19 protein-coding genes are annotated in these 16981 nt (G+C 67.5%); 9 read left to right on the top strand and 10 right to left on the bottom strand.

The annotated features are described in order from the left end of the window. Positions 1-3: 3 nt before the first annotated feature. Positions 4-267 carry a hypothetical protein gene (locus H9656_RS10100; protein ID WP_191744130.1) on the bottom strand — a complete coding sequence of 88 codons (264 nt, stop codon included), beginning with the start codon at positions 265-267 and terminating at the stop codon, positions 4-6. 182 nt (positions 268-449) lie between these two features. Continuing rightward, positions 450-1661: a patatin-like phospholipase family protein gene (locus tag H9656_RS10105; RefSeq protein ID WP_191744131.1), complete on the bottom strand. Its 1212-nt coding sequence runs from the start codon at positions 1659-1661 to the stop codon at positions 450-452. 171 nt (positions 1662-1832) lie between these two features. On the opposite strand from H9656_RS10105, the gene dnaG reads away from it, so the two are divergent. Together dnaG and rpoD are read left to right on the top strand one after the other, a co-directional pair. After that, on the top strand, positions 1833-3707 hold the full coding sequence (gene dnaG / locus H9656_RS10110) for a DNA primase (RefSeq protein WP_191744132.1): 1875 nt from the start codon (positions 1833-1835) through the stop codon (positions 3705-3707). A 74-nt stretch (positions 3708-3781) separates the two neighbouring features. After that, complete coding sequence (gene rpoD / locus H9656_RS10115; RefSeq protein WP_191744133.1) at positions 3782-5704, top strand: RNA polymerase sigma factor RpoD; 1923 nt, start codon at positions 3782-3784, stop codon at positions 5702-5704. A gap of 81 nt (positions 5705-5785) precedes the next feature. Here rpoD and H9656_RS10120 read toward each other — a convergent pair whose 3' ends face one another. The 4 genes from H9656_RS10120 to H9656_RS10135 all read right to left on the bottom strand — a co-directional run bounded on the left by H9656_RS10120 (position 5786) and on the right by H9656_RS10135 (position 7720). Then, on the bottom strand, positions 5786-6139 hold the full coding sequence (locus H9656_RS10120) for a DUF1428 domain-containing protein (protein ID WP_191744134.1): 354 nt from the start codon (positions 6137-6139) through the stop codon (positions 5786-5788). A gap of 166 nt (positions 6140-6305) precedes the next feature. Then, positions 6306-6800, bottom strand: coding sequence for a VOC family protein (locus H9656_RS10125; RefSeq protein WP_191744135.1), 495 nt, complete (start codon positions 6798-6800; stop codon positions 6306-6308). Further along, positions 6797-7273 (bottom strand): SRPBCC family protein, encoded by a 477-nt coding sequence (locus H9656_RS10130; protein ID WP_191744136.1) that lies wholly within the window; start codon positions 7271-7273, stop codon positions 6797-6799. The genes H9656_RS10125 and H9656_RS10130 overlap by 4 nt, the downstream gene beginning before the upstream one ends. A 3-nt stretch (positions 7274-7276) precedes the next feature. Further along, positions 7277-7720, bottom strand: coding sequence for a VOC family protein (locus H9656_RS10135; protein ID WP_191744137.1), 444 nt, complete (start codon positions 7718-7720; stop codon positions 7277-7279). A 93-nt stretch (positions 7721-7813) separates the two neighbouring features. Here H9656_RS10135 and H9656_RS10140 point away from each other — a divergent pair, with 93 nt between their 5' ends. After that, entirely contained in the window at positions 7814-8503 is a 690-nt protein-coding gene (locus H9656_RS10140; protein ID WP_191744138.1) for a winged helix-turn-helix transcriptional regulator, read from the top strand. 3 nt (positions 8504-8506) lie between these two features. On the opposite strand, the gene H9656_RS10145 is transcribed toward H9656_RS10140, so the two are convergent. Further along, complete coding sequence (locus H9656_RS10145) at positions 8507-8719, bottom strand: flagellar hook protein FlgE (RefSeq protein ID WP_191744139.1); 213 nt, start codon at positions 8717-8719, stop codon at positions 8507-8509. Positions 8720-8942: 223 nt separating this feature from the next. Between H9656_RS10145 and H9656_RS10150 the strand changes: the two genes are divergently transcribed. Next, complete coding sequence (locus H9656_RS10150) at positions 8943-10949, top strand: DEAD/DEAH box helicase (protein ID WP_191744140.1); 2007 nt, start codon at positions 8943-8945, stop codon at positions 10947-10949. A 64-nt stretch (positions 10950-11013) separates the two neighbouring features. Next, positions 11014-11334, top strand: a complete 321-nt coding sequence (locus H9656_RS10155) for an Mpo1-like protein (protein WP_191744141.1) — start codon at positions 11014-11016, stop codon at positions 11332-11334. Between the two features lie 75 nt (positions 11335-11409). Here the strand turns inward: H9656_RS10155 and H9656_RS10160 are convergent, their stop codons facing one another. Continuing rightward, positions 11410-11973: a 3D domain-containing protein gene (locus H9656_RS10160; protein WP_191744142.1), complete on the bottom strand. Its 564-nt coding sequence runs from the start codon at positions 11971-11973 to the stop codon at positions 11410-11412. 394 nt (positions 11974-12367) lie between these two features. Here H9656_RS10160 and H9656_RS10165 point away from each other — a divergent pair, with 394 nt between their 5' ends. Genes H9656_RS10165 through H9656_RS10175 form a run of 3 tightly spaced genes read left to right on the top strand, consistent with a single transcriptional unit; the run spans position 12368 to position 15238 of the window. Beyond that, entirely contained in the window at positions 12368-13399 is a 1032-nt protein-coding gene (locus H9656_RS10165) for a phospholipase C/P1 nuclease family protein (protein ID WP_191744143.1), read from the top strand. Between the two features lie 52 nt (positions 13400-13451). Then, positions 13452-14387, top strand: coding sequence for a nucleoside hydrolase (locus H9656_RS10170; RefSeq protein ID WP_191744144.1), 936 nt, complete (start codon positions 13452-13454; stop codon positions 14385-14387). After that, a complete protein-coding gene (locus tag H9656_RS10175; RefSeq protein ID WP_191744145.1) occupies positions 14384-15238 on the top strand; it encodes a ribokinase in 855 nt (284 codons plus the stop codon). The genes H9656_RS10170 and H9656_RS10175 overlap by 4 nt, the downstream gene beginning before the upstream one ends. Positions 15239-15241: 3 nt before the next feature. Here H9656_RS10175 and H9656_RS10180 read toward each other — a convergent pair whose 3' ends face one another. Continuing rightward, positions 15242-15451, bottom strand: coding sequence for a hypothetical protein (locus tag H9656_RS10180; RefSeq protein WP_003163865.1), 210 nt, complete (start codon positions 15449-15451; stop codon positions 15242-15244). A 125-nt stretch (positions 15452-15576) separates the two neighbouring features. Here H9656_RS10180 and H9656_RS10185 point away from each other — a divergent pair, with 125 nt between their 5' ends. Then, positions 15577-16350: a YebC/PmpR family DNA-binding transcriptional regulator gene (locus H9656_RS10185; RefSeq protein WP_191744146.1), complete on the top strand. Its 774-nt coding sequence runs from the start codon at positions 15577-15579 to the stop codon at positions 16348-16350. Between the two features lie 4 nt (positions 16351-16354). On the opposite strand, the gene H9656_RS10190 is transcribed toward H9656_RS10185, so the two are convergent. Continuing rightward, positions 16355-16942 carry a hypothetical protein gene (locus H9656_RS10190; RefSeq protein ID WP_191744147.1) on the bottom strand — a complete coding sequence of 196 codons (588 nt, stop codon included), beginning with the start codon at positions 16940-16942 and terminating at the stop codon, positions 16355-16357. Positions 16943-16981: the final 39 nt, after the last annotated feature.

The raw sequence follows: 16981 nt of genomic DNA on the forward strand, positions 1-16981 counted from the left end.
GGCTTAAGGCAGGGCCGCCGGCTCGGCGCGGCGCAGGGCGGCGGCCTTGGAGATGGCGGCGCAGGCCGCATGCAGCCAATAGTCTGCGTCTTCGCTGCGGTTCTCCTGACGCCTCAACCAGCCGCGTTGGCGGCGCAGGGCGGCGTTGGCCAGCAGGCGGGCGTGAAGCGCGCGCGGGTTGAGCAGGGGAACAGCGGGAGAGCCGGGGACGGCGACGGCGTCGGGACCTTGGGGCTCCACCGCCGGGCGGGCGATGGCTATGAACATAAGACAACCCATTCTTGAGCGGGCCGGCCGCGGTCTGCGTCGGCTTCGTCGGGCCAGTCTCCGTTTCTCAGAGACGCTGGAAGAATCCACAGATGCTGTGGATAGTTCCGCTGTTATACGAGAAATATTGTTCGTAATCAGATGGTTGTGGCCGCAATGCGGTCAATATGGTTAATGACGTCCTAATCTTTGGGCGGTGCGATGACGACCATGGGCGGCGTCTGCTCACCGGATCGACGGCGGTTCGGGCGCGGTTCGGACGGATCGACGCGTCGCTCGAAGGCGCGGCCGGCCAGAGCTTCGGCCTCGCCCGTCTGGAACAGCGCGGTCATGTGGGCCTGGGTGAAGTCCAGGGTGTTGGCCTCGGCGTGGTCGGGGATGGCGGCCACCGACAGGGTCAGATCATGACGGCGGGCGAACTGGGTGATGGCGGTCAGGTCCGAGCGCTGCAGCGCCTTCATCATGGTGTCGAAGCTGCGGGCGGCGATGTTGATGGCCGAGATGCGCGAGACTTCGAAGCGCGGATCCCACTTGCCGTTGACGACGATCCAGATACGGGCGTCGTCCAGCGGGCGGACGTTCGGCGCGTCCAGCAGCAGGGCCTGGGGTACGACCAGGAAGCTGGAGACCGTGCCGCCGTCGACGTGCAGTTCCTGGATACGGCGACCGTTATGCTCGACATTCAGCAGCACCGGCGGGAAGGCGCCGGGGATGCTGGCCGACGCGATCAGCACATTGACGAACAGAAGGCGCGAGGCCTCGTCGTTCCGCTGGGCGATGGCGCCCATGTCCCAGACGACCTGGGTCTGGGTGTCCAGACTGGTGGTGGAGACGTAGAGCCGACGGCCCTTGCGGTGCTCCTCGGCGATGGCGGCCAGCAGCTCGGGCGAGATGTTGTTCAGCACCAGATTGGTCAGGGGCTCGGGCTTGAATACGCCCGGCAACGTCAGGGCCAACAGGCCGCGCGACTTCAGCAGATCGTCGGTCTGGCCGCTGGTGTAGGCGTGCTCCAGCGCCGCGTCGAACCGCGGGCCGGCGAAGACGAAGGGGGCGATCAGGGCGCCGGTGGAGACCCCGGTCACGACCTCGAACCCGGGCCGGTCGCCGGCCTGGCTCCAGCCGACCATGACGCCAGCGCCATAGGCGCCGTTGGCTCCGCCGCCGGACAGGGCCAGGATGTCGAACGAGCCGTCTGTCGCTGCGTTCTGGGCGCTGACGGTCTCGCGTACGAAGCGGTCGCGCGCCTCTGCCGTCAGGAAATCGTAGCGCCACGGCGGGCTGGCTGCGGCCAGGTCGGCGGCGTCGAAGATCGGGCGCGGGATCGTCTGGCAGGCGCCGAGCGTCACTAGAACCGCTGGCAACAGCATCAGGATGAGAAGGCGAAGGCGGCGCATGGTCGCTGGGCTCCCGCAAGGCTTGCACGAGTTAAAGCCCAGACGCTCGCCCGAAGGAAGCCAGCGGTTGTCCCCATACTTATCCCCAGGCGGGGTTTTGCTCGGGGGCCGTCCGGTCGGCGCCGCGCCGAGGGCTGGCCTTTGCCCGCCATCGGACGGCATAGGTCTGGGGTGCGATTTGACGAACGGTTCATCGAGGAGCTGAAGGCCCGCCTTCGGCCGTCCGACATCATCGGGCGGACGGTGAAGCTCAAGCGTCAGGGACGCGAGTTTGTCGGCTTGAGCCCCTTCTCGAAGGAGAAGTCGCCGAGCTTCTTCGTCAATGACGACAAGGGCTTCTTCCACGACTTCAGCTCCGGCAAGCACGGCGACGTCATCACCTTCCTGCAGGAGACCGAGCGGCTCAGCTTCGTCGAGGCCGTCAGCCGGCTGGCCGGCGAGGCGGGGATGCAACTTCCCGCCGAGGACCCTCAGGCGGCCGAGCGCGAACAGAAGCGTCAGGGCCTCGCCGACTGGATGGACCTGGCCCAGAAATGGTTCGCCGCCAATCTGCGCCGCAACGTCGGCAAGGCGGCGCGCGAATATCTGGAAAAGCGCGGCCTGCCAGAGGACCAGTGGGAGCGCTTCGGCCTCGGCTATGCGCCCAACGACCGCGAGGGGCTGAAGCAGGCGCTGGTTCAGCGCGGGGCGCGGCCGGGCGATCTGGTTGAGGCCGGGCTGCTCATCGCGCCGGAAGGCGGCGGCCAGCCCTATGACCGGTTTCGCGACCGGCTGATGTTCCCGATCCTCGACGCGCGCGGCCGCATCGTCAGCTTCGGCGGCCGGGCGATGAACCCCGACGACCGGGCCAAATATCTGAATGGGCCGGAGACGTCGCTGTTTCACAAGGGGGCGACCCTTTACGGCCTGCCCGAGGCGCGCCGGATCCTGGGGGCCGAGAGCCGGGGCGAGCAGGGGATCATCGTCGTCGAAGGCTATATGGACGTCATCGCCTGCCATCGGGCGGGGCTGCCGGCCGTGGCGCCGATGGGCACGGCGCTGACCGAAGAGCAGATGGCGGTGCTGTGGCGTGTCTCGTCCGAGCCGGTGTTGAGCTTCGACGGGGATGCGGCGGGGTTGCGCGCCGCCTATCGCTCCATCGAGCGGGCGCTGCCGCTGCTGAAGCCGGGCAAGTCCTTCCGCTTCGCCCTGCTGCAAGGCGGGCAGGACCCGGACGACATCCTGCGTGATCGCGGGGCGCCGGCCCTGCGCCAGGCCATGGCCGAGACGCGGTCCTTCGCCGAGGTGCTGTTCCGCCGCGAGGTTGAGGCTGAGCCGCTGGACACGCCCGAGCGCAAGGCGGGGCTGAAAGGGCGGCTGCGTCAGGCGGCCAATGCGGTTCAGGACAAGGATCTGGCCGAGCAATACCGCCGCGACCTGTTCGACCGCTTCGACGCTCTGTTTCCGCGCCAGCCGCGGCCGCAGCCGCAGGGCGGTCGACCGGGACCGGGCGGGCGCTGGCGCGGTCCGCCGCCGCTGCAGGGGCAGACGGCCGAGGGCGCTCAGGCCATGCAGGCCCTGTTCCGCTCGGTCGAGCCGATCGCGGCGGCCCTGGCCCACGGGGCGCTGGACGACCCGGAGCGGCTGGACGACCACATGGAGGCGGTGGCGCGTTATGGCTTCGGCGATCCGGCGCTGGATCAGCTAGCTCAGGAGATGGTCCGTTTACGTTTCTCGGGCCGGACCCTTGACTCCGCCGCCCTGCGCCGCCATCTGGCCCAATCGGGTCATGACGCCATGTTGCGCGAGGTCGAGAAGGCGGCGGCGAAGTCCGGCGCGCCATTCCTGGCTACAGACAAGCCCCTCGGCGAGGCGAGGACCCGGTGGTCGCAGGCGTTCGACGCTCTGACCCGCGCAGCGGCGTTGGACGAGGCGCTCGCGTCGGCGAAGTCGGAGGCCCATAAGGCCTTCGATAACTCGGCTTTCACTCTGGTGAAGGCCGAGCGCGATGCTTTGCGGCGGGCCATCAAGACCGGAACGATTTGGGAAGACTCGACTTCTTCGTAACCAACGAAGTCGTCGGGCGTTGTATTTTCGCCGCAGGGGCCTGATCACCCTCCGCGGCCGTGGAGACAGACTGAATGAGCGCGCAGACCGAGACGCAGGACGCCGAAACCAACGCCGACGGGCCCCTGCTCGATCTCACCGACGCTGGGGTGAAGAAGTTCATCCGCCAAGCGAAGACGCGCGGCTACGTTACGATGGAGGAGCTGAACAAGGTCCTGCCCAGCGAAGAAGTCACGCCGGACCAGATCGAAGACATCCTGGCCATGCTGTCGGAGATGGGCGTCAACGTCGTCGAAGCCGAAGAGGACGCCGCTGAGGCGACCGGCACCGACGTGGCCGCCGCCGCCGAGACCTCGGTCGCCGAGGCGCCCGCCAAGTCCGCCTATGACCGCACCGATGACCCGGTGCGGATGTATCTGCGTGAAATGGGCACGGTCGAGCTGCTGAGCCGCGAGGGCGAAATCGCCATCGCCAAGCGCATCGAAGCCGGCCGCGACGCGATGATCTCGGGCCTGTGCGAAAGCGCCCTGACGTTTGAAGCCATCATGGTGTGGCGCGAGGAGCTGGCCAACAACCGCATCCTGCTGCGCGAAGTCATCGATCTGGACGCGACCTACGGCATCCTGAACCCCTCGTCGCTGCCGCATAACCAGCCCGCCCCGGCCCAGCCGACCGGCGAGCCTGACGGCGACGGCGAAGAGGACGACGACGAGGACTTCGACGACGGCGGCGCCATGTCGATCTCGGCGCTGGAAGCCGAGCTGCGCGACGGCGTCATGGAGGTGCTGGACGCCATCGCCTCGGACTTCGGCGAGTTCCGCAAGCTGCAGGACAAGCTGGTCGAGGCCCGCCTGAAGGGCGATGTCCTGACCGCCAAGGACCAGAAGACCTATGAGTCGCTGTCGACGGCGATCTCGGATCGCCTGAAGACGATGAAGCTGAACAACGCCCGCATCGAAGCGTTGGTCGAGCAGCTCTATGCCATCAACAAGCGCCTGATCGGCCTGGAAGGCCGCCTGCTGCGTCTGGCCGACGGCTACGGCATCTCGCGGCCCGAGTTCCTCAAGGCCTATTTCGGTTCCGAGACCGACCCCAACTGGGCCGAGCGCGTCAAGGAGATGGGCGTCCGCTGGACCAAGTTTAGCGAGAACGAGCTCAGCCAGATCACCGACATCCGCGGCAAGATCGCCGCCGTGGCGTCCGAGGCCGGCGTGCCGATCGACGACTATCGCCGCATTGTCCAGATGGTGCAGAAGGGCGAGCGCGAGGCGCGTCAGGCCAAGAAGGAAATGGTCGAGGCCAACCTGCGCCTGGTGATCTCCATCGCCAAGAAATACACCAACCGCGGCCTGCAGTTCCTGGACCTGATCCAGGAGGGCAACATCGGCCTGATGAAGGCGGTCGACAAGTTCGAGTACCGTCGCGGCTACAAGTTCTCGACCTACGCCACCTGGTGGATCCGTCAGGCGATCACCCGCTCGATCGCCGACCAGGCCCGCACCATCCGCATCCCGGTGCACATGATCGAGACGATCAACAAGATTGTCCGCACCCAGCGCCAGATGCTGCACGAGATCGGCCGCGAGGCGACCCCGGAAGAGCTGGCCGAACGTCTGGCCATGCCGCTGGAGAAGGTCCGCAAGGTGCTGAAGATCGCCAAGGAGCCGATCAGCCTTGAGACGCCCATCGGCGACGAGGAGGACTCCCACCTGGGCGACTTCATCGAGGACAAGAACGCCATCCTGCCGATCGACGCCGCGATCCAGTCGAACCTGCGCGAGACCACGACCCGCGTGCTGGCCTCGCTGACCCCGCGTGAAGAACGCGTGCTGCGCATGCGCTTCGGCATCGGCATGAACACCGACCACACTCTGGAAGAGGTCGGCCAGCAGTTCTCGGTCACGCGCGAGCGCATCCGTCAGATCGAGGCCAAGGCCCTGCGCAAGCTGAAGCACCCCTCGCGGTCGCGGAAGCTGCGGAGCTTCCTGGACTCCTAAGCGAGACGATGAAGATCAAAGGGCGGCTCCGACGGAGCCGCCCTTTTTCTTTGGGTCGTTCGTGCAGCTGAAAGCGTCGCTTTACTGCTTCTCGTCGAAGACGGTCTCGAAGCCGCCCCACATCATGCGCTTGCCGTCGAAGGGCATGTCCATGTTCGCCATGGCGGGATCGTCCTGCATCTTGGCCCAGGCGTCGTCGGCGGTCTTCTTGTCGGGCCAGATCAGCCAGGAGAAGACGACGGCCTCGCCGTCTTCCAGCTTTACCGACATGGGGAAGCTAGTGACCTTGCCGTCGGGAACGTCGACGCCCCAGTTCTCGACGTGGGCCAGGGCGCCGTAGCCCTTGAACAGCGGCCAGGCGACGCGGGCGGACTCGATATAGCGCTCCTTGTTCTCGACCTTAACGGGGGTCAGGAAGCCGGTGATGTAGGTCATTTTAGCTCTCCTTCGGAGGGTTGGCCCCTATCGCTCGCCGCGCGGCGGCTCGCTGTTTGAGGGGCGGGGGGCGGATGATCGGGGCAGGCGCAGGCTAAGGCTTGGTGGAAAGCGACAATTCAGGCCGCGTCGGGTCGAGAAGGCGGAGCCTTCTGACCGCGGCCCCCTAAGAAGACGCCGCATCGGCGGCGGCTTCAATGACGCTGATCTCGATCTTGTGCATGGTCATCATGGCCTCGAACGCGGCCTTGGCGCGGGCGGGGTTGGGATCGTCATAGAAGGCCATCAGGCGACGCGGGGTGATCTGCCAGTTGACGCCCCAGCGGTCCTTGCACCAGCCACAGGCGCTTTCGGCCCCGCCGTTGCCGACGATGGCGTCCCACAGGCGGTCGGTCTCGGCCTGGTCGTCGGTCATGATCATGAAGGACACGGCCTCGGTCTGCGGGAAGATCGGGCCGCCGTTCAGTCCCATATAGCGCCTGCCGGCCAGGGTGAACTCGACCACCAGTTCGGCGCCTTCGGGATTGGACGGATTGTCGGCGGGGCTGGCGACGACGCGGTCGATGCGGCTGTCGGGCAGGCCGAGCGAGACGTAGAACTCGGCCGCCTTCTTCGCTTGGCCGAGGTCGTACCAGATACAGGGAATGATCTTGTCGCTCATGAGGCGCTCTCCTGCGGGGTGAGGTTTTCAGCGACCTGGGCCAGTTGGTCGGCGGCGGCGCCCCAGCCGGTCTCGAAGCCCATGTCGCGGTGGGTCTGCATGGCTGTTTCGGTCCAGTGGCGGGCGCGGGCGGTGTAGCGCGTGCCGTCGCCTTCGGGCTCGAACGTGTCGATGCGGACGAAGTTCATGTCGCCGGGCTGCGGAATCCAGCCCTCGGTGAAGGCGCCGGTCGTCACCAGACGGCGGCCCGGCTCCACCTCCAGCACGACGCCGCGATACTCATGCCGCTCGCCCTCGGGGGACTGCATGACGACGTCGGCGCGCCCGCCGGGACGCAGGTCGTGGTCGACCGACACCGTGCTCCACGGGCGCGGGGTGAACCATTCGGTCGCGTGCCGGGTCCAGGCGCGCCACACCATCTCCGGCGGGGCCTGGATCAAGCGGCTGATGCTGAGTTCGTAAAGCTCGCTCACGGCTCAGCCTCCGCCGACCTGGGAGGCGAAGCCTTCCGGCCCTTGTGCGGCGGCTTCCGGGTCCATCCACATGACCTCCCAGATGTGGCCGTCAGGGTCGGCGTAGCTGCGGCCGTACATGAAGCCGTAGTCCTGTTGGGCGCTGGGGTCGGCCTGGCCGCCGGCCTCGGTCGCGCGCTCGACCACGGCGTCGACGGCCTCGCGGCTGTCCTCCGACAGACAGAGCAAAACCTGCGCTGTCTTGTGGGCGTCGGGGATGGCGCGGTCGGTGAAGGTCGCCCACTTCTCATGCGTCAGCAGCATGGCGTGGATGGTCTCGGAAAAGACCATGCAGGCCGCCGTCTGGTCCGAGAACATCGGATTCATCTTTGCGCCGACCGCCTCATAGAAGGCGACAGAGCGCGGCAAGTCGGTGACCGGCAGGTTGACGAAGATCAGCTTGGGCATCGGCGGGTTCCTCCCTCTGCGCGGCCCTCCCTCCCCGGATGGCCTGCCCTGTGGTGTGGCGATTTCTGCGCCTCGATGTTATGTTAGTCAACTATGAAGTTAGAAAAAGTAACTACTGAGCCTTTGTCACGAGCCCGCCGCTATCACGACGCCTGCGGGGCGGCGCACGGGCTGGACCTGGTCGGCGAGCGCTGGGCCTTGCTGGTCATCAGAGAACTCATGATGGGGCCGCGCCGTTTCAGCGACCTGCGAAAAGACCTGTGCGGGGTATCGGCCAATGTGCTGACGCAGCGCCTGGAGGGGTTGGAGGCTTCTGGCATCCTTCGTCGCCGCAAGCTGCCGCCGCCCGCCTCGGTCCAGGTCTATGAGCTGACCGACTGGGGCTATGAGATAGAGCCGGTCTTCATGGTGCTGGGCCGCTGGGCCGCGCGTTCGCCGCAGCACGATCCGGCGCTGCCGATCAGCGCCGTTTCCATCATGCAGTCGTTCAAGACCATGTTCGACGCCGACCGCGCCAGGGGCGCGACGATGCGCCTTGGCTTTGCGTTGGACGAGGATCGGATGGTCGTCACCATGGCCGACGGCAGGCTCGACGCCAGGCGCGGCGAGGTCGCGGACTGCGAGGTCATCGTGCGCGCTCCAGCCCGGGTCATCGCCGCCGCCGTGTACGGCAAGGTTCCGCTGGAGGCTCTGGAAGCCGACGGGGCGATGGTGATCGAGGGCCGCCGGGCGACGTTCGAGAGGTTCGTCGACTTTTTCCGTCTGCCGCAGAAGGCGGGGTAGGGACTAGACGAGGATATCCAGCAGGGTCGCGGTCATCCGGTCGGCTGTGCGGGCGACAGCGGCGTTGCCTGAGAACTCGCTCTTGGCGCGGATTTGCTCGACCGCCTCGACGGCGTAGTCATCTATTTGACCCGAGGCGACGCGACGTGCGCTGTCCTCTAGTCGGGCCGAAGCGGTCTGCATTCCTGCGGCGGCGATGCTGAGTGGCGGGATCATGGGCGGTCCTTCAGCGAGCGGACGTCTGATCCGCCGAGGATCAGGCGCGCATGGTCAACACTCGACAAATGGACGTGGTGAACGCCGGTCGATTTATGAAAATCGGCCCCACCGCGGCCCTTATTCGTGTATAGGGAGCGCCTTCCCCGACGCCCGGCAGGCTGCGACGCCTCGCCGGGCGCGGCCGTTTAACGGTCGCCTCATCTGAATTTCCAGGCCCTTCATGCCCTTTCCCGCGATCCATCCCGCGCTTGACCGCGCGCTCATAAACAAGGGCTATGCCGAGCCCACGCCGGTCCAGGCGGCCGTGCTGGAAGGCCACGGCGAGGCGGATCTGCTGGTTTCGGCCCAGACGGGCTCGGGCAAGACGGTGGCCTTCGGCCTGGCGGCGGCGCCGACCCTGCTGGGCGAGGACGAGCGGTTCGGTCAGGCAGATACGCCGCTGATGCTGGCGATCGCCCCGACGCGCGAACTGGCGCTGCAGGTCGCGGCCGAGCTGGAGTGGCTCTATGCCGAGGCGGGCGCCAAGATCGTCACCTGCGTCGGCGGCATGGACGCCCGCAAGGAGGCGCGCGCCCTGAACTACGGCGCCCACGTCGTGGTTGGCACGCCGGGCCGCCTGAAGGACCACATCGACCGCGGGGCGCTTGACCTGTCGGCCGCCCGCGTCGTCGTGCTGGATGAAGCCGACGAGATGCTGGACATGGGTTTCCGCGAGGACCTGGAATACATCCTCGACCAGGCGCCGGAAGAGCGCCGCACCCTGCTGTTCTCGGCCACCATCGCCCGCGACATCGCGATCATGGCCAAGCGCTATCAGAAGGACGCGGTGCGCATCGACACCGTCGACCGCAGCCAGCCGCACAACGACATCGAATACCGCGCCATGCGCATCGCGCCGAACGAGATCGAGCGCGCCGTGGTCAACGTGCTGCGCTATTTCGAGGCGCCGGGGGTGCTGGTGTTCTGCTCCACGCGGGATTCGGTGCGCCATCTTCAGGCCTCGCTGGTCGAGCGGGGCTTCGCCTCGGTGGCCCTGTCGGGCGAGATGGGCCAGCGCGAGCGCAATGAGGCGCTGCAGGCTCTGCGCGACCGCCGCGCCCGCGTCTGCGTCGCCACCGACGTGGCCGCGCGGGGCCTGGACCTGCCCGATCTGGGGCTGGTGATCCACGCCGAATTGCCGATCAACAAGGCGACCATGCTGCACCGCTCGGGCCGCACCGGCCGCGCGGGCAAAAAGGGGATCTCGGTCCTGCTGGTCCCGCACAGCCGTCGCCGCAAGGCCGAGATGCTGCTGGGCTCGGCCGGGGTCGAGGCCGTCTGGTCGGGCGCGCCGACCGCCGAGGAAATCCGCGCTCAGGACGAACAGCGCCTGCTGGCCGCGCCCGTCTTCGCCGAGGAAGGCTCGGACGAGGATGCCGGTCTGATCGCGACGCTGGTCAAGGAGCGCACGCCGGACGATCTGGCCCGCGCCCTGCTGGTGCTGCTGCGCAAGAACCTGCCGGCGCCGGAAGATCTGACCGATCCTGGCGAAGGGCCGCAGCGCAAGCAACGCCGCGATCGCGACGCGGCAGGCGGCGACGACTACGCCCCCGCGCCATGGCCGGGCGATCGCCTGCAGCCGGACGAAGTCACCTGGTTCCGTCTGGACATCGGGCGCAACCGCAACGCCGATCCCAAATGGCTGATCCCGCTGATCTGCCGCATCGGCGGCGTGACCAAGCAGCAGATCGGCTCGATCCGCACCTTCCCCGAAGAGACGCGCTTCGAGATCGCCCTGAGCCACGCCGACGCCTTCCGCGCCGCCGCCGCCCAGAGCAAGGAAGAGGCCCGGATCACCCCGTCCGAGGCGCCGACGCCTGGGTCGATGAAGGGCGCGCGCAATCGCAATGCTGAACGGGACGGCGAGGCTCGCCCCTACGCCAAGAAGCCGTTCCGCCGCGACGAGGACGGCCAGGGCCGCCCGCCGTTCAAGAAGAAGCCGTGGAGCCCTGACGGCGACGCGGGCCGCAGCGCAGATGGCGAACGCCCCTTCAAGAAGAAGCCCTATGCGCCCCGCGCGGATGTCGCGCCGGGCGAGGGCGGCTTCAGCAAGAAGCCGGGCTTCAAGGACAAGGGCGACAAGAAGCCCTTCACGCCCAAGCCGGGCTTTAAGGGCAAGCCGGACTTCAAGGCAGGCGCCAAGCCTTTCGCCAAGGGTCCAAAGAAGGCGGGCAAGCGCTTCGATTGATCGTTGATCCCTGATCGATGATCCCTGACTTGCCCCCGACGCGATCCGGGGGCAGGCTGGGGCCATGAGCATCGAGCAATCCCAAGGGCGGTACGCCTCGTTCGAGGCCTTCTACCCCTATTACATCCACGAGCACTCCAACCGGACGTGCCGACGCATCCATGTGATCGGGACGGGGCTGGTGATTGCGGCCTTCATCGCCTTTGTGGCGACGCGCAACGCCTGGTGGCTGCTGGCTATGCCGCTGATCGGCTACGGCTTCGCCTGGGTCGGGCATTTCTTCTTTGAGAAGAACCGGCCGGCGACGTTCAAATATCCGCTCTGGAGCCTGATGGGCGATTTCCGTCTGTTCTTCGAGACGGTCAGCGGCAAGCGGAAGTTCTGAGGTCGAACTGAAGCGCAACGAAAAAGGGCGGCCGGTTCGATCCGGCCGCCCTTTTTGTCGTCAGGCTGAAGGGCCTTAGTTCGAGGCCGTTTCCCAAGCCGGGGGGCAGCCGTCGAAATCGCCGGCGTCGGCGATGGTCAGGGTCTTCATATTCAGGCTCATGGCCGGGCGCATCGAGGCGCGGCCGTGGCCGGTGTAGAGATCGATCTTGGCGCCCTTGATCGCGCCGCCGGTGTCGGAGGCGTACCAATAGCCGTCGTGCACTTCGCCGTTGGACAAGGGCAGGCCGACCGTCTCGCGGATGAACAGCTTGGTGCGGCGTGGGATGACGCGCGGGTCAACCGCGACCGTGCGCATCGGAATGGGGCGGCAACCCAGGGAATCGTTGCCGGTCGCCCCGCCGCCGCCGGCGTGATACAGGCGGGCCGAGGCGCGCCAGTCGGGATCGCCGGACATCAGCTCGAGCTGTTCGGCCGACAGATCCGCCGTTTCGGCGGTTTTGATGGAACCAGGGGCCGTCGCGGCGGCTTCTACGATTGCGGCGTCGCGGACGACGGCGGTGTCGTAAGGGACAGGCTCTCCGGACCCGGAGAAGGCCATGGTCCATAGCGTGGCAAGCGCGGCGGCCGTGCTCAACATCGATCAAACTTCATGCAGCACCGGTCCCGACACGCTCCGGCACGGCGGTTTCTGACGATCAATTGCGGCGCAATTGCGGCGAATGAGATCAGTCGCTGTATCGGTAGTGGATAAGGCGCAAATGCGGCTAGTCTATCGCGGGTCTGTCTTAGAATGTGATGGCCTGACGACATAAGTATTGGCCGGATTTAAGTTCTATACTTTGATGTGTGCCAGCTGCGTTAACGACTTGATTGTGTCCGCTAACACTTTATTGGCAAGAAAAGCTGGCGGTGAAGTCAAGATAACGGCGGCGTGATCGGCGCTGCGACCGTCGTCTCGTGCGGGTAGAGGCGAGCGTAGGAATGGGATAAGCCGACGTTTCCCCTCCTGAATTTTCCGATGGCGCCGCCTCATGAACCGACAAGTCAAACGACTGATGATTTCCGCCGCCGCCTTGATGCTGATCGCGGCGCCGGCCGTGCAGGTCGAGGCCTGGGGCAGTTCGGGGCACAGGGTGATCGGCGTGACGGCGATGCGTCACCTGCCTGGGGATCTGCCGGGCTTCCTGCGCACCGCCGGGGCCGCCGCCGACGTCGGCGAGTATTCGCGCGAGCCGGACCGCTGGAAGGGCGCGGGTCAGCCGCACGACCGCGAGCGCGACACCGCCCACTTCGTCGACATGGATGATGAGGGCCGGGTGATGGACGCGCGCGGCATGACCATGGCCGATCTGCCGCGTCTCAAGTCTGAATACGACGCCGCCCTGATCCGCGCCGGTCTGGACGTGGATAAGGCGGGTTATCTGCCCTACGCCATCATGGACGCCTGGCAGAACCTGGAGCGCGACTTCGCCTATTGGCGCGTGCTGAGCGCCGCTGAGGCGCGCGAGCCGGACCTGGCCAAACAGGCCTGGTATCGCGCCGACCGGCAGCGCCGCGAGCAACTGATCCTGCGCGACATAGGCGTGTTGAGCCACTTCGTCGGCGATGCGTCCCAGCCGCACCACACGACCATCCACTTCAACGGCTGGGCCGGCGAGACGAACCCTGAGCGTTTCACCACCTCGCGACGCACCCACGGCGACTTTGAAGGCGCCTTCACCAGCCGAACCCTGCGTCAGGATGCGGTCGAGGCAGCCATGATCCCGATGAACATCGAGGGGTTCGACCTGCGGGCCCGCACGGCCTCGCACCTGAACGCCACCCTGGCCACGGTCATCCCCTTCTATCGCATGGAGAAGGCGGGCGCGTTCAAGGACACGGATCCGCGCGGCGCGGTCTTTGTCACCGAGCGGCTGGCGGCTGGCGCGTCGGAACTGCGCGACTTCGTGTCGGCCGCCTGGCGCGTGTCGGCCAGCAGCAGCATCGGCTGGCCCGCAGTCAAGGTCGCCGAGGTCGAGGCTGGACGCGTCGATCCCTGGACCTCGATGGTCGGCGAAGACTGATCTCAGGCGAAGCGCGATTGATTCGCGCGGCGGCAGGCGGCACATCAGGCCGGTGAAACAGAGCCTGATCATCGATTGCGACCCGGGCGTGGACGACGCCACCGGGTTGCTGACCGCCTTCGCCTCGCCTGACCTCGACTTGCTGGCCGTGACGACGGTCGGGGGCAACGTCAGCGCCGCCAAGACCGCGCGCAACGCGCGCATCCTGCGCCAAATCGCGAGGCGGGAGGACGTGCCTGTCTATGCCGGCGCTGAACGGCCGCTGCGCCGCGCCCCCGCCGGGGCGGGCGAGTTTCACGGACGCGAAGGTCTGGGCGACCTGACGCCCTTCGAGCCCGTGGGCCCGGTCGCCGAGGGTACGGCGGCGGGCGCCATCGTGCAGCAGGTGATGGCGCGCCCGGCTGGCTCCGTGGCCCTGGCGGTCATGGGGCCGATGACCAATCTGGCCCTGGCCCTGCGCGCCGAGCCTACGCTGGCGGCGCATCTGGGACCGGTGGTGGTCATGGGCGGCGCGCGCAGCGAGGGCGGCAACATCACCGCCTCGGCCGAATTCAACATCTGGGCCGACCCGGACGCGGCGGCCGAGGTCTTCGCGTCCGGCTGCCGCATGATCGTCATGGGGCTGGACGTCACCCACCAGGTGCGGGCGACCGAGGCGAGGATCGCGTCGATTGAGGCCCTGCCCACGGCCTCGGCGAAGACGGCGGCGGCGATGCTGCGCTTCTCCCAGCGGGTAGAGCGGCAGATCGTCGGCTGGGACGCCGGGCCTCTGCATGATCCCTGCACGGTCGCCTGGCTGCTGAAGCCGGATCTGTTCGAGCTCAGGCCCTGCCGCATCGAGGTCGAGACCGAAAGCGAACTGACCCGCGGCCACACGGCGGTCGAGTTCCGCGTCGATGCGGCGAACGCCGACCACTTCTGGGCGACCAAGGCCGATGCGGCCGGAATCTTCGCCTTGATCACCCAGCGTTTGGGAGAAGGCGCATGAGGATCACCGTCGTCGGCTCGATCAATCTGGATTTCGTCGCGGCCGCGCCGTCCTTGCCCGCGCCGGGCGAGACGGTGACGGGGGCGAGCCTGTCGCGTCATCCGGGCGGCAAGGGCGCCAATCAGGCGCTGGCGGCGCGCCGGCTGGGCGCGGAGGTCAGTCTGATCGGGCGCGTGGGCGACGACGAGATGTCCGGCGCGGCGGTCGCCCTGATGCTGGCGCACGGGGTTGATCTGTCGGGGGTGGAGACGGACATCGCGGCGCCGACAGGCGTAGCCCTGATCACGGTCGATCCGACCGGCGAGAACCAGATCACCGTGGCCGCCGGCGCCAACCATTTCGCCACGCCGGAACAACTGCCTGCGCGCATCGAATGCCCGCTCATCGCTCAGCTGGAGCTGCCCATAGAGACGGTCGAGGCGGCGGTCGGGCGGGCGACGGACTTCGTCTGCGTCAACCTGGCGCCCGCCGCGCCGGTGTCGGAGGCCTTGTTGCGCCGGGCCGACCTGCTGGTGGTCAATGAGACGGAGGCCGCCTTCTACGGCGACGCTTTGCACGTCGGCGGGGGCATGGTGGTCGTGACCAAGGGCGCGCGCGGGGCGGTCATGTATCGCCGCGGGGTCGAGATGGCCTGGGCCACGCCGCCGCGCATCAAGGCCGTCGATGCGGTGGGGGCGGGCGACGCCTTTGTCGGGGCGATCACGGTCGCGCTGCTAGAGGGCATGACGCCGAATGACGCGCTGCATTTCGCCTGTGCGGCCGGGGCGCTGGCGGCGACCCGGCCGGGCGCGCAGCCATCGCTGGGCGACCGCGCCGAAGTCGAGGCCCTGATGGCTCAGGGCGCCGCGTAACGCTCAGTCGCGGTCGTACAGACGCATGACGGCCAGGGCGCCGATGGTGGTCAGAACACCCAGGGCGAAGGCGCCGACCAAAGAGCTGGTGGCGGCGGCGGTGGAGACCGTCACCGGGCGCTTTGCGTACCATTGCACGATCTCGCCGGCATGGGCGTGGTCGATGCCTTCGTCATAGGCTTCGTCCAGATAGGTGTCGTCAGCGGCGGCCATCGGCGTCTCCCAAACATGCCCGCGCTTAATCCCCGGCGCGGTCCGGCGGTTCCCCTCACGTGACAGAAGGGAGCCTGTCCATTAAAGGACCTGCCCCAACTTACAAATTCCTGTCGGGTGAGACCATGGCCGGCCATTCGAAATTCAAGAACATCATGCACCGCAAGGGGCGCGCCGATGCCGTGCGCTCCAAGCTCTTTTCGCGTCTGTCACGGGAAATCACCGTGGCGGCCAAGTCGGGGATGCCCGACCCGGCGATGAACCCCCGGCTGCGCCTGGCGGTGAACAACGCCAAGGCCGAATCGATGCCGAAGGACAACATCGAGCGCGCCATCAAGAAGGCCTCGGGCGGCGAAGTCGATGCGATGGAGGAAATCCGCTACGAGGGCCGCGGCCCCGGCGGCGTCCAGGTCATCGTCGAGGTGCTGACCGACAACCGCAACCGCGCCGCCTCGGGCGTGCGCTCGGCCTTCGCCAAGAATGGCGGGGCGCTGGGCGAATCGGGCTCGGTCACCTTCATGTGGGACCGGGTGGGCGAGATTCGCTATCCGGCCGAGGCTGGGTCCGAGGACGCCGTCATGGAAGCCGCCATCGAGGCCGGCGCCCAGGACGTCGAGAGCGACCTGGTCAAGCCGGACATCTATGAGGACGCGCCGGGCCACACCATCTGGACCGCCTTCGAGGACCTGAACGAGGTGGCCGAGGCCATGTCCAAGGTGCTGGGCGATCCCAAGTCGACCGCCATCGTCTGGAAGCCGCAGTCGGAAATCGACCTGGAGGGCGATTCCGTCGGCACCCTGTTCAAGCTTCTGGACGCGCTGGACGCCGAAGACGACGTGCAGCAGGTCTACTCCAACGAAAACATCTCGGACGAAGACGCGGCCAAGTTCGCGGGCTGATCGCTCAGCCGCAGTCCGTCGTCCATTCTGAATCACGCTCGGCGGCCCTGAGGCTGTCGAGCGTCGGGATGTTTCTTTCCGCGTCCGCCGTGATCGTCAGGGTGGACCAGGCGTTGGCCGTCGGCGCCTCGCGACGATAGACGGTCATGGCGAAGGGGACGTGTCCCGCCGCCTCCACGCGGTAGACGGTGTTGGATTCGCCGGCGCCGAAGGCGTAGCAGCCGATCGGGGAGACGCGGGCGCCGCGCGTCCTCAATGCCTCCACGACCTCATATGGGACGGGTTCGCCCACAGCGGTCCAGCTCAACTCCAGCACCGCGGTCGGCGCGCGCCGCGCCACGGCCCTCACCGACCCGATGGCGCCCTCGAACGCCTGGGCGCCAGGGCGGGCGGGCAGCCAGCGCACGGCGGCGGTCCGCGCTCTCACATCGGCGGGATCCAGGGCGGCGGGCGCGCCCTGGGCGAACGGGGCCAGGATGGCGTCGACCAGGGGATTGGAGCGCGTCACCGCTGGCCAGGTTTCGGCGCAGTAGGAGTCGGCCCAGTCGGCGCCGGGGTTCTGGGCCAGGGCGCGCTCGCGGCAGCGGCTCATGAAGTCGGCCCGAGCATCCTGCGGGAAAGAGGCGGCGGA

Source organism: Brevundimonas guildfordensis (genome assembly GCF_014836405.1).
GTDB classification, from domain to species: Bacteria; Pseudomonadota; Alphaproteobacteria; order Caulobacterales; family Caulobacteraceae; genus Brevundimonas; species Brevundimonas guildfordensis.

Excerpts from the sequence above, each read along its gene's own strand:
- H9656_RS10100 (WP_191744130.1), bottom strand. The coding sequence starts at position 267 with ATGTTCATAGCCATCGCCCGCCCGGCGGTGGAGCCCCAAGGTCCCGAC.
- H9656_RS10105 (WP_191744131.1), bottom strand. The coding sequence starts at position 1,661 with ATGCGCCGCCTTCGCCTTCTCATCCTGATGCTGTTGCCAGCGGTTCTA.
- rpoD (WP_191744133.1), top strand. The coding sequence starts at position 3,782 with ATGAGCGCGCAGACCGAGACGCAGGACGCCGAAACCAACGCCGACGGG.
- H9656_RS10120 (WP_191744134.1), bottom strand. The coding sequence starts at position 6,139 with ATGACCTACATCACCGGCTTCCTGACCCCCGTTAAGGTCGAGAACAAG.
- H9656_RS10125 (WP_191744135.1), bottom strand. The coding sequence starts at position 6,800 with ATGAGCGACAAGATCATTCCCTGTATCTGGTACGACCTCGGCCAAGCG.
- H9656_RS10135 (WP_191744137.1), bottom strand. The coding sequence starts at position 7,720 with ATGCCCAAGCTGATCTTCGTCAACCTGCCGGTCACCGACTTGCCGCGC.
- H9656_RS10140 (WP_191744138.1), top strand. The coding sequence starts at position 7,814 with ATGAAGTTAGAAAAAGTAACTACTGAGCCTTTGTCACGAGCCCGCCGC.
- H9656_RS10145 (WP_191744139.1), bottom strand. The coding sequence starts at position 8,719 with ATGATCCCGCCACTCAGCATCGCCGCCGCAGGAATGCAGACCGCTTCG.
- H9656_RS10150 (WP_191744140.1), top strand. The coding sequence starts at position 8,943 with ATGCCCTTTCCCGCGATCCATCCCGCGCTTGACCGCGCGCTCATAAAC.
- H9656_RS10155 (WP_191744141.1), top strand. The coding sequence starts at position 11,014 with ATGAGCATCGAGCAATCCCAAGGGCGGTACGCCTCGTTCGAGGCCTTC.
- H9656_RS10160 (WP_191744142.1), bottom strand. The coding sequence starts at position 11,973 with ATGTTGAGCACGGCCGCCGCGCTTGCCACGCTATGGACCATGGCCTTC.
- H9656_RS10165 (WP_191744143.1), top strand. The coding sequence starts at position 12,368 with ATGAACCGACAAGTCAAACGACTGATGATTTCCGCCGCCGCCTTGATG.
- H9656_RS10175 (WP_191744145.1), top strand. The coding sequence starts at position 14,384 with ATGAGGATCACCGTCGTCGGCTCGATCAATCTGGATTTCGTCGCGGCC.
- H9656_RS10180 (WP_003163865.1), bottom strand. The coding sequence starts at position 15,451 with ATGGCCGCCGCTGACGACACCTATCTGGACGAAGCCTATGACGAAGGC.
- H9656_RS10185 (WP_191744146.1), top strand. The coding sequence starts at position 15,577 with ATGGCCGGCCATTCGAAATTCAAGAACATCATGCACCGCAAGGGGCGC.
- H9656_RS10190 (WP_191744147.1), bottom strand. The coding sequence starts at position 16,942 with ATGAGCCGCTGCCGCGAGCGCGCCCTGGCCCAGAACCCCGGCGCCGAC.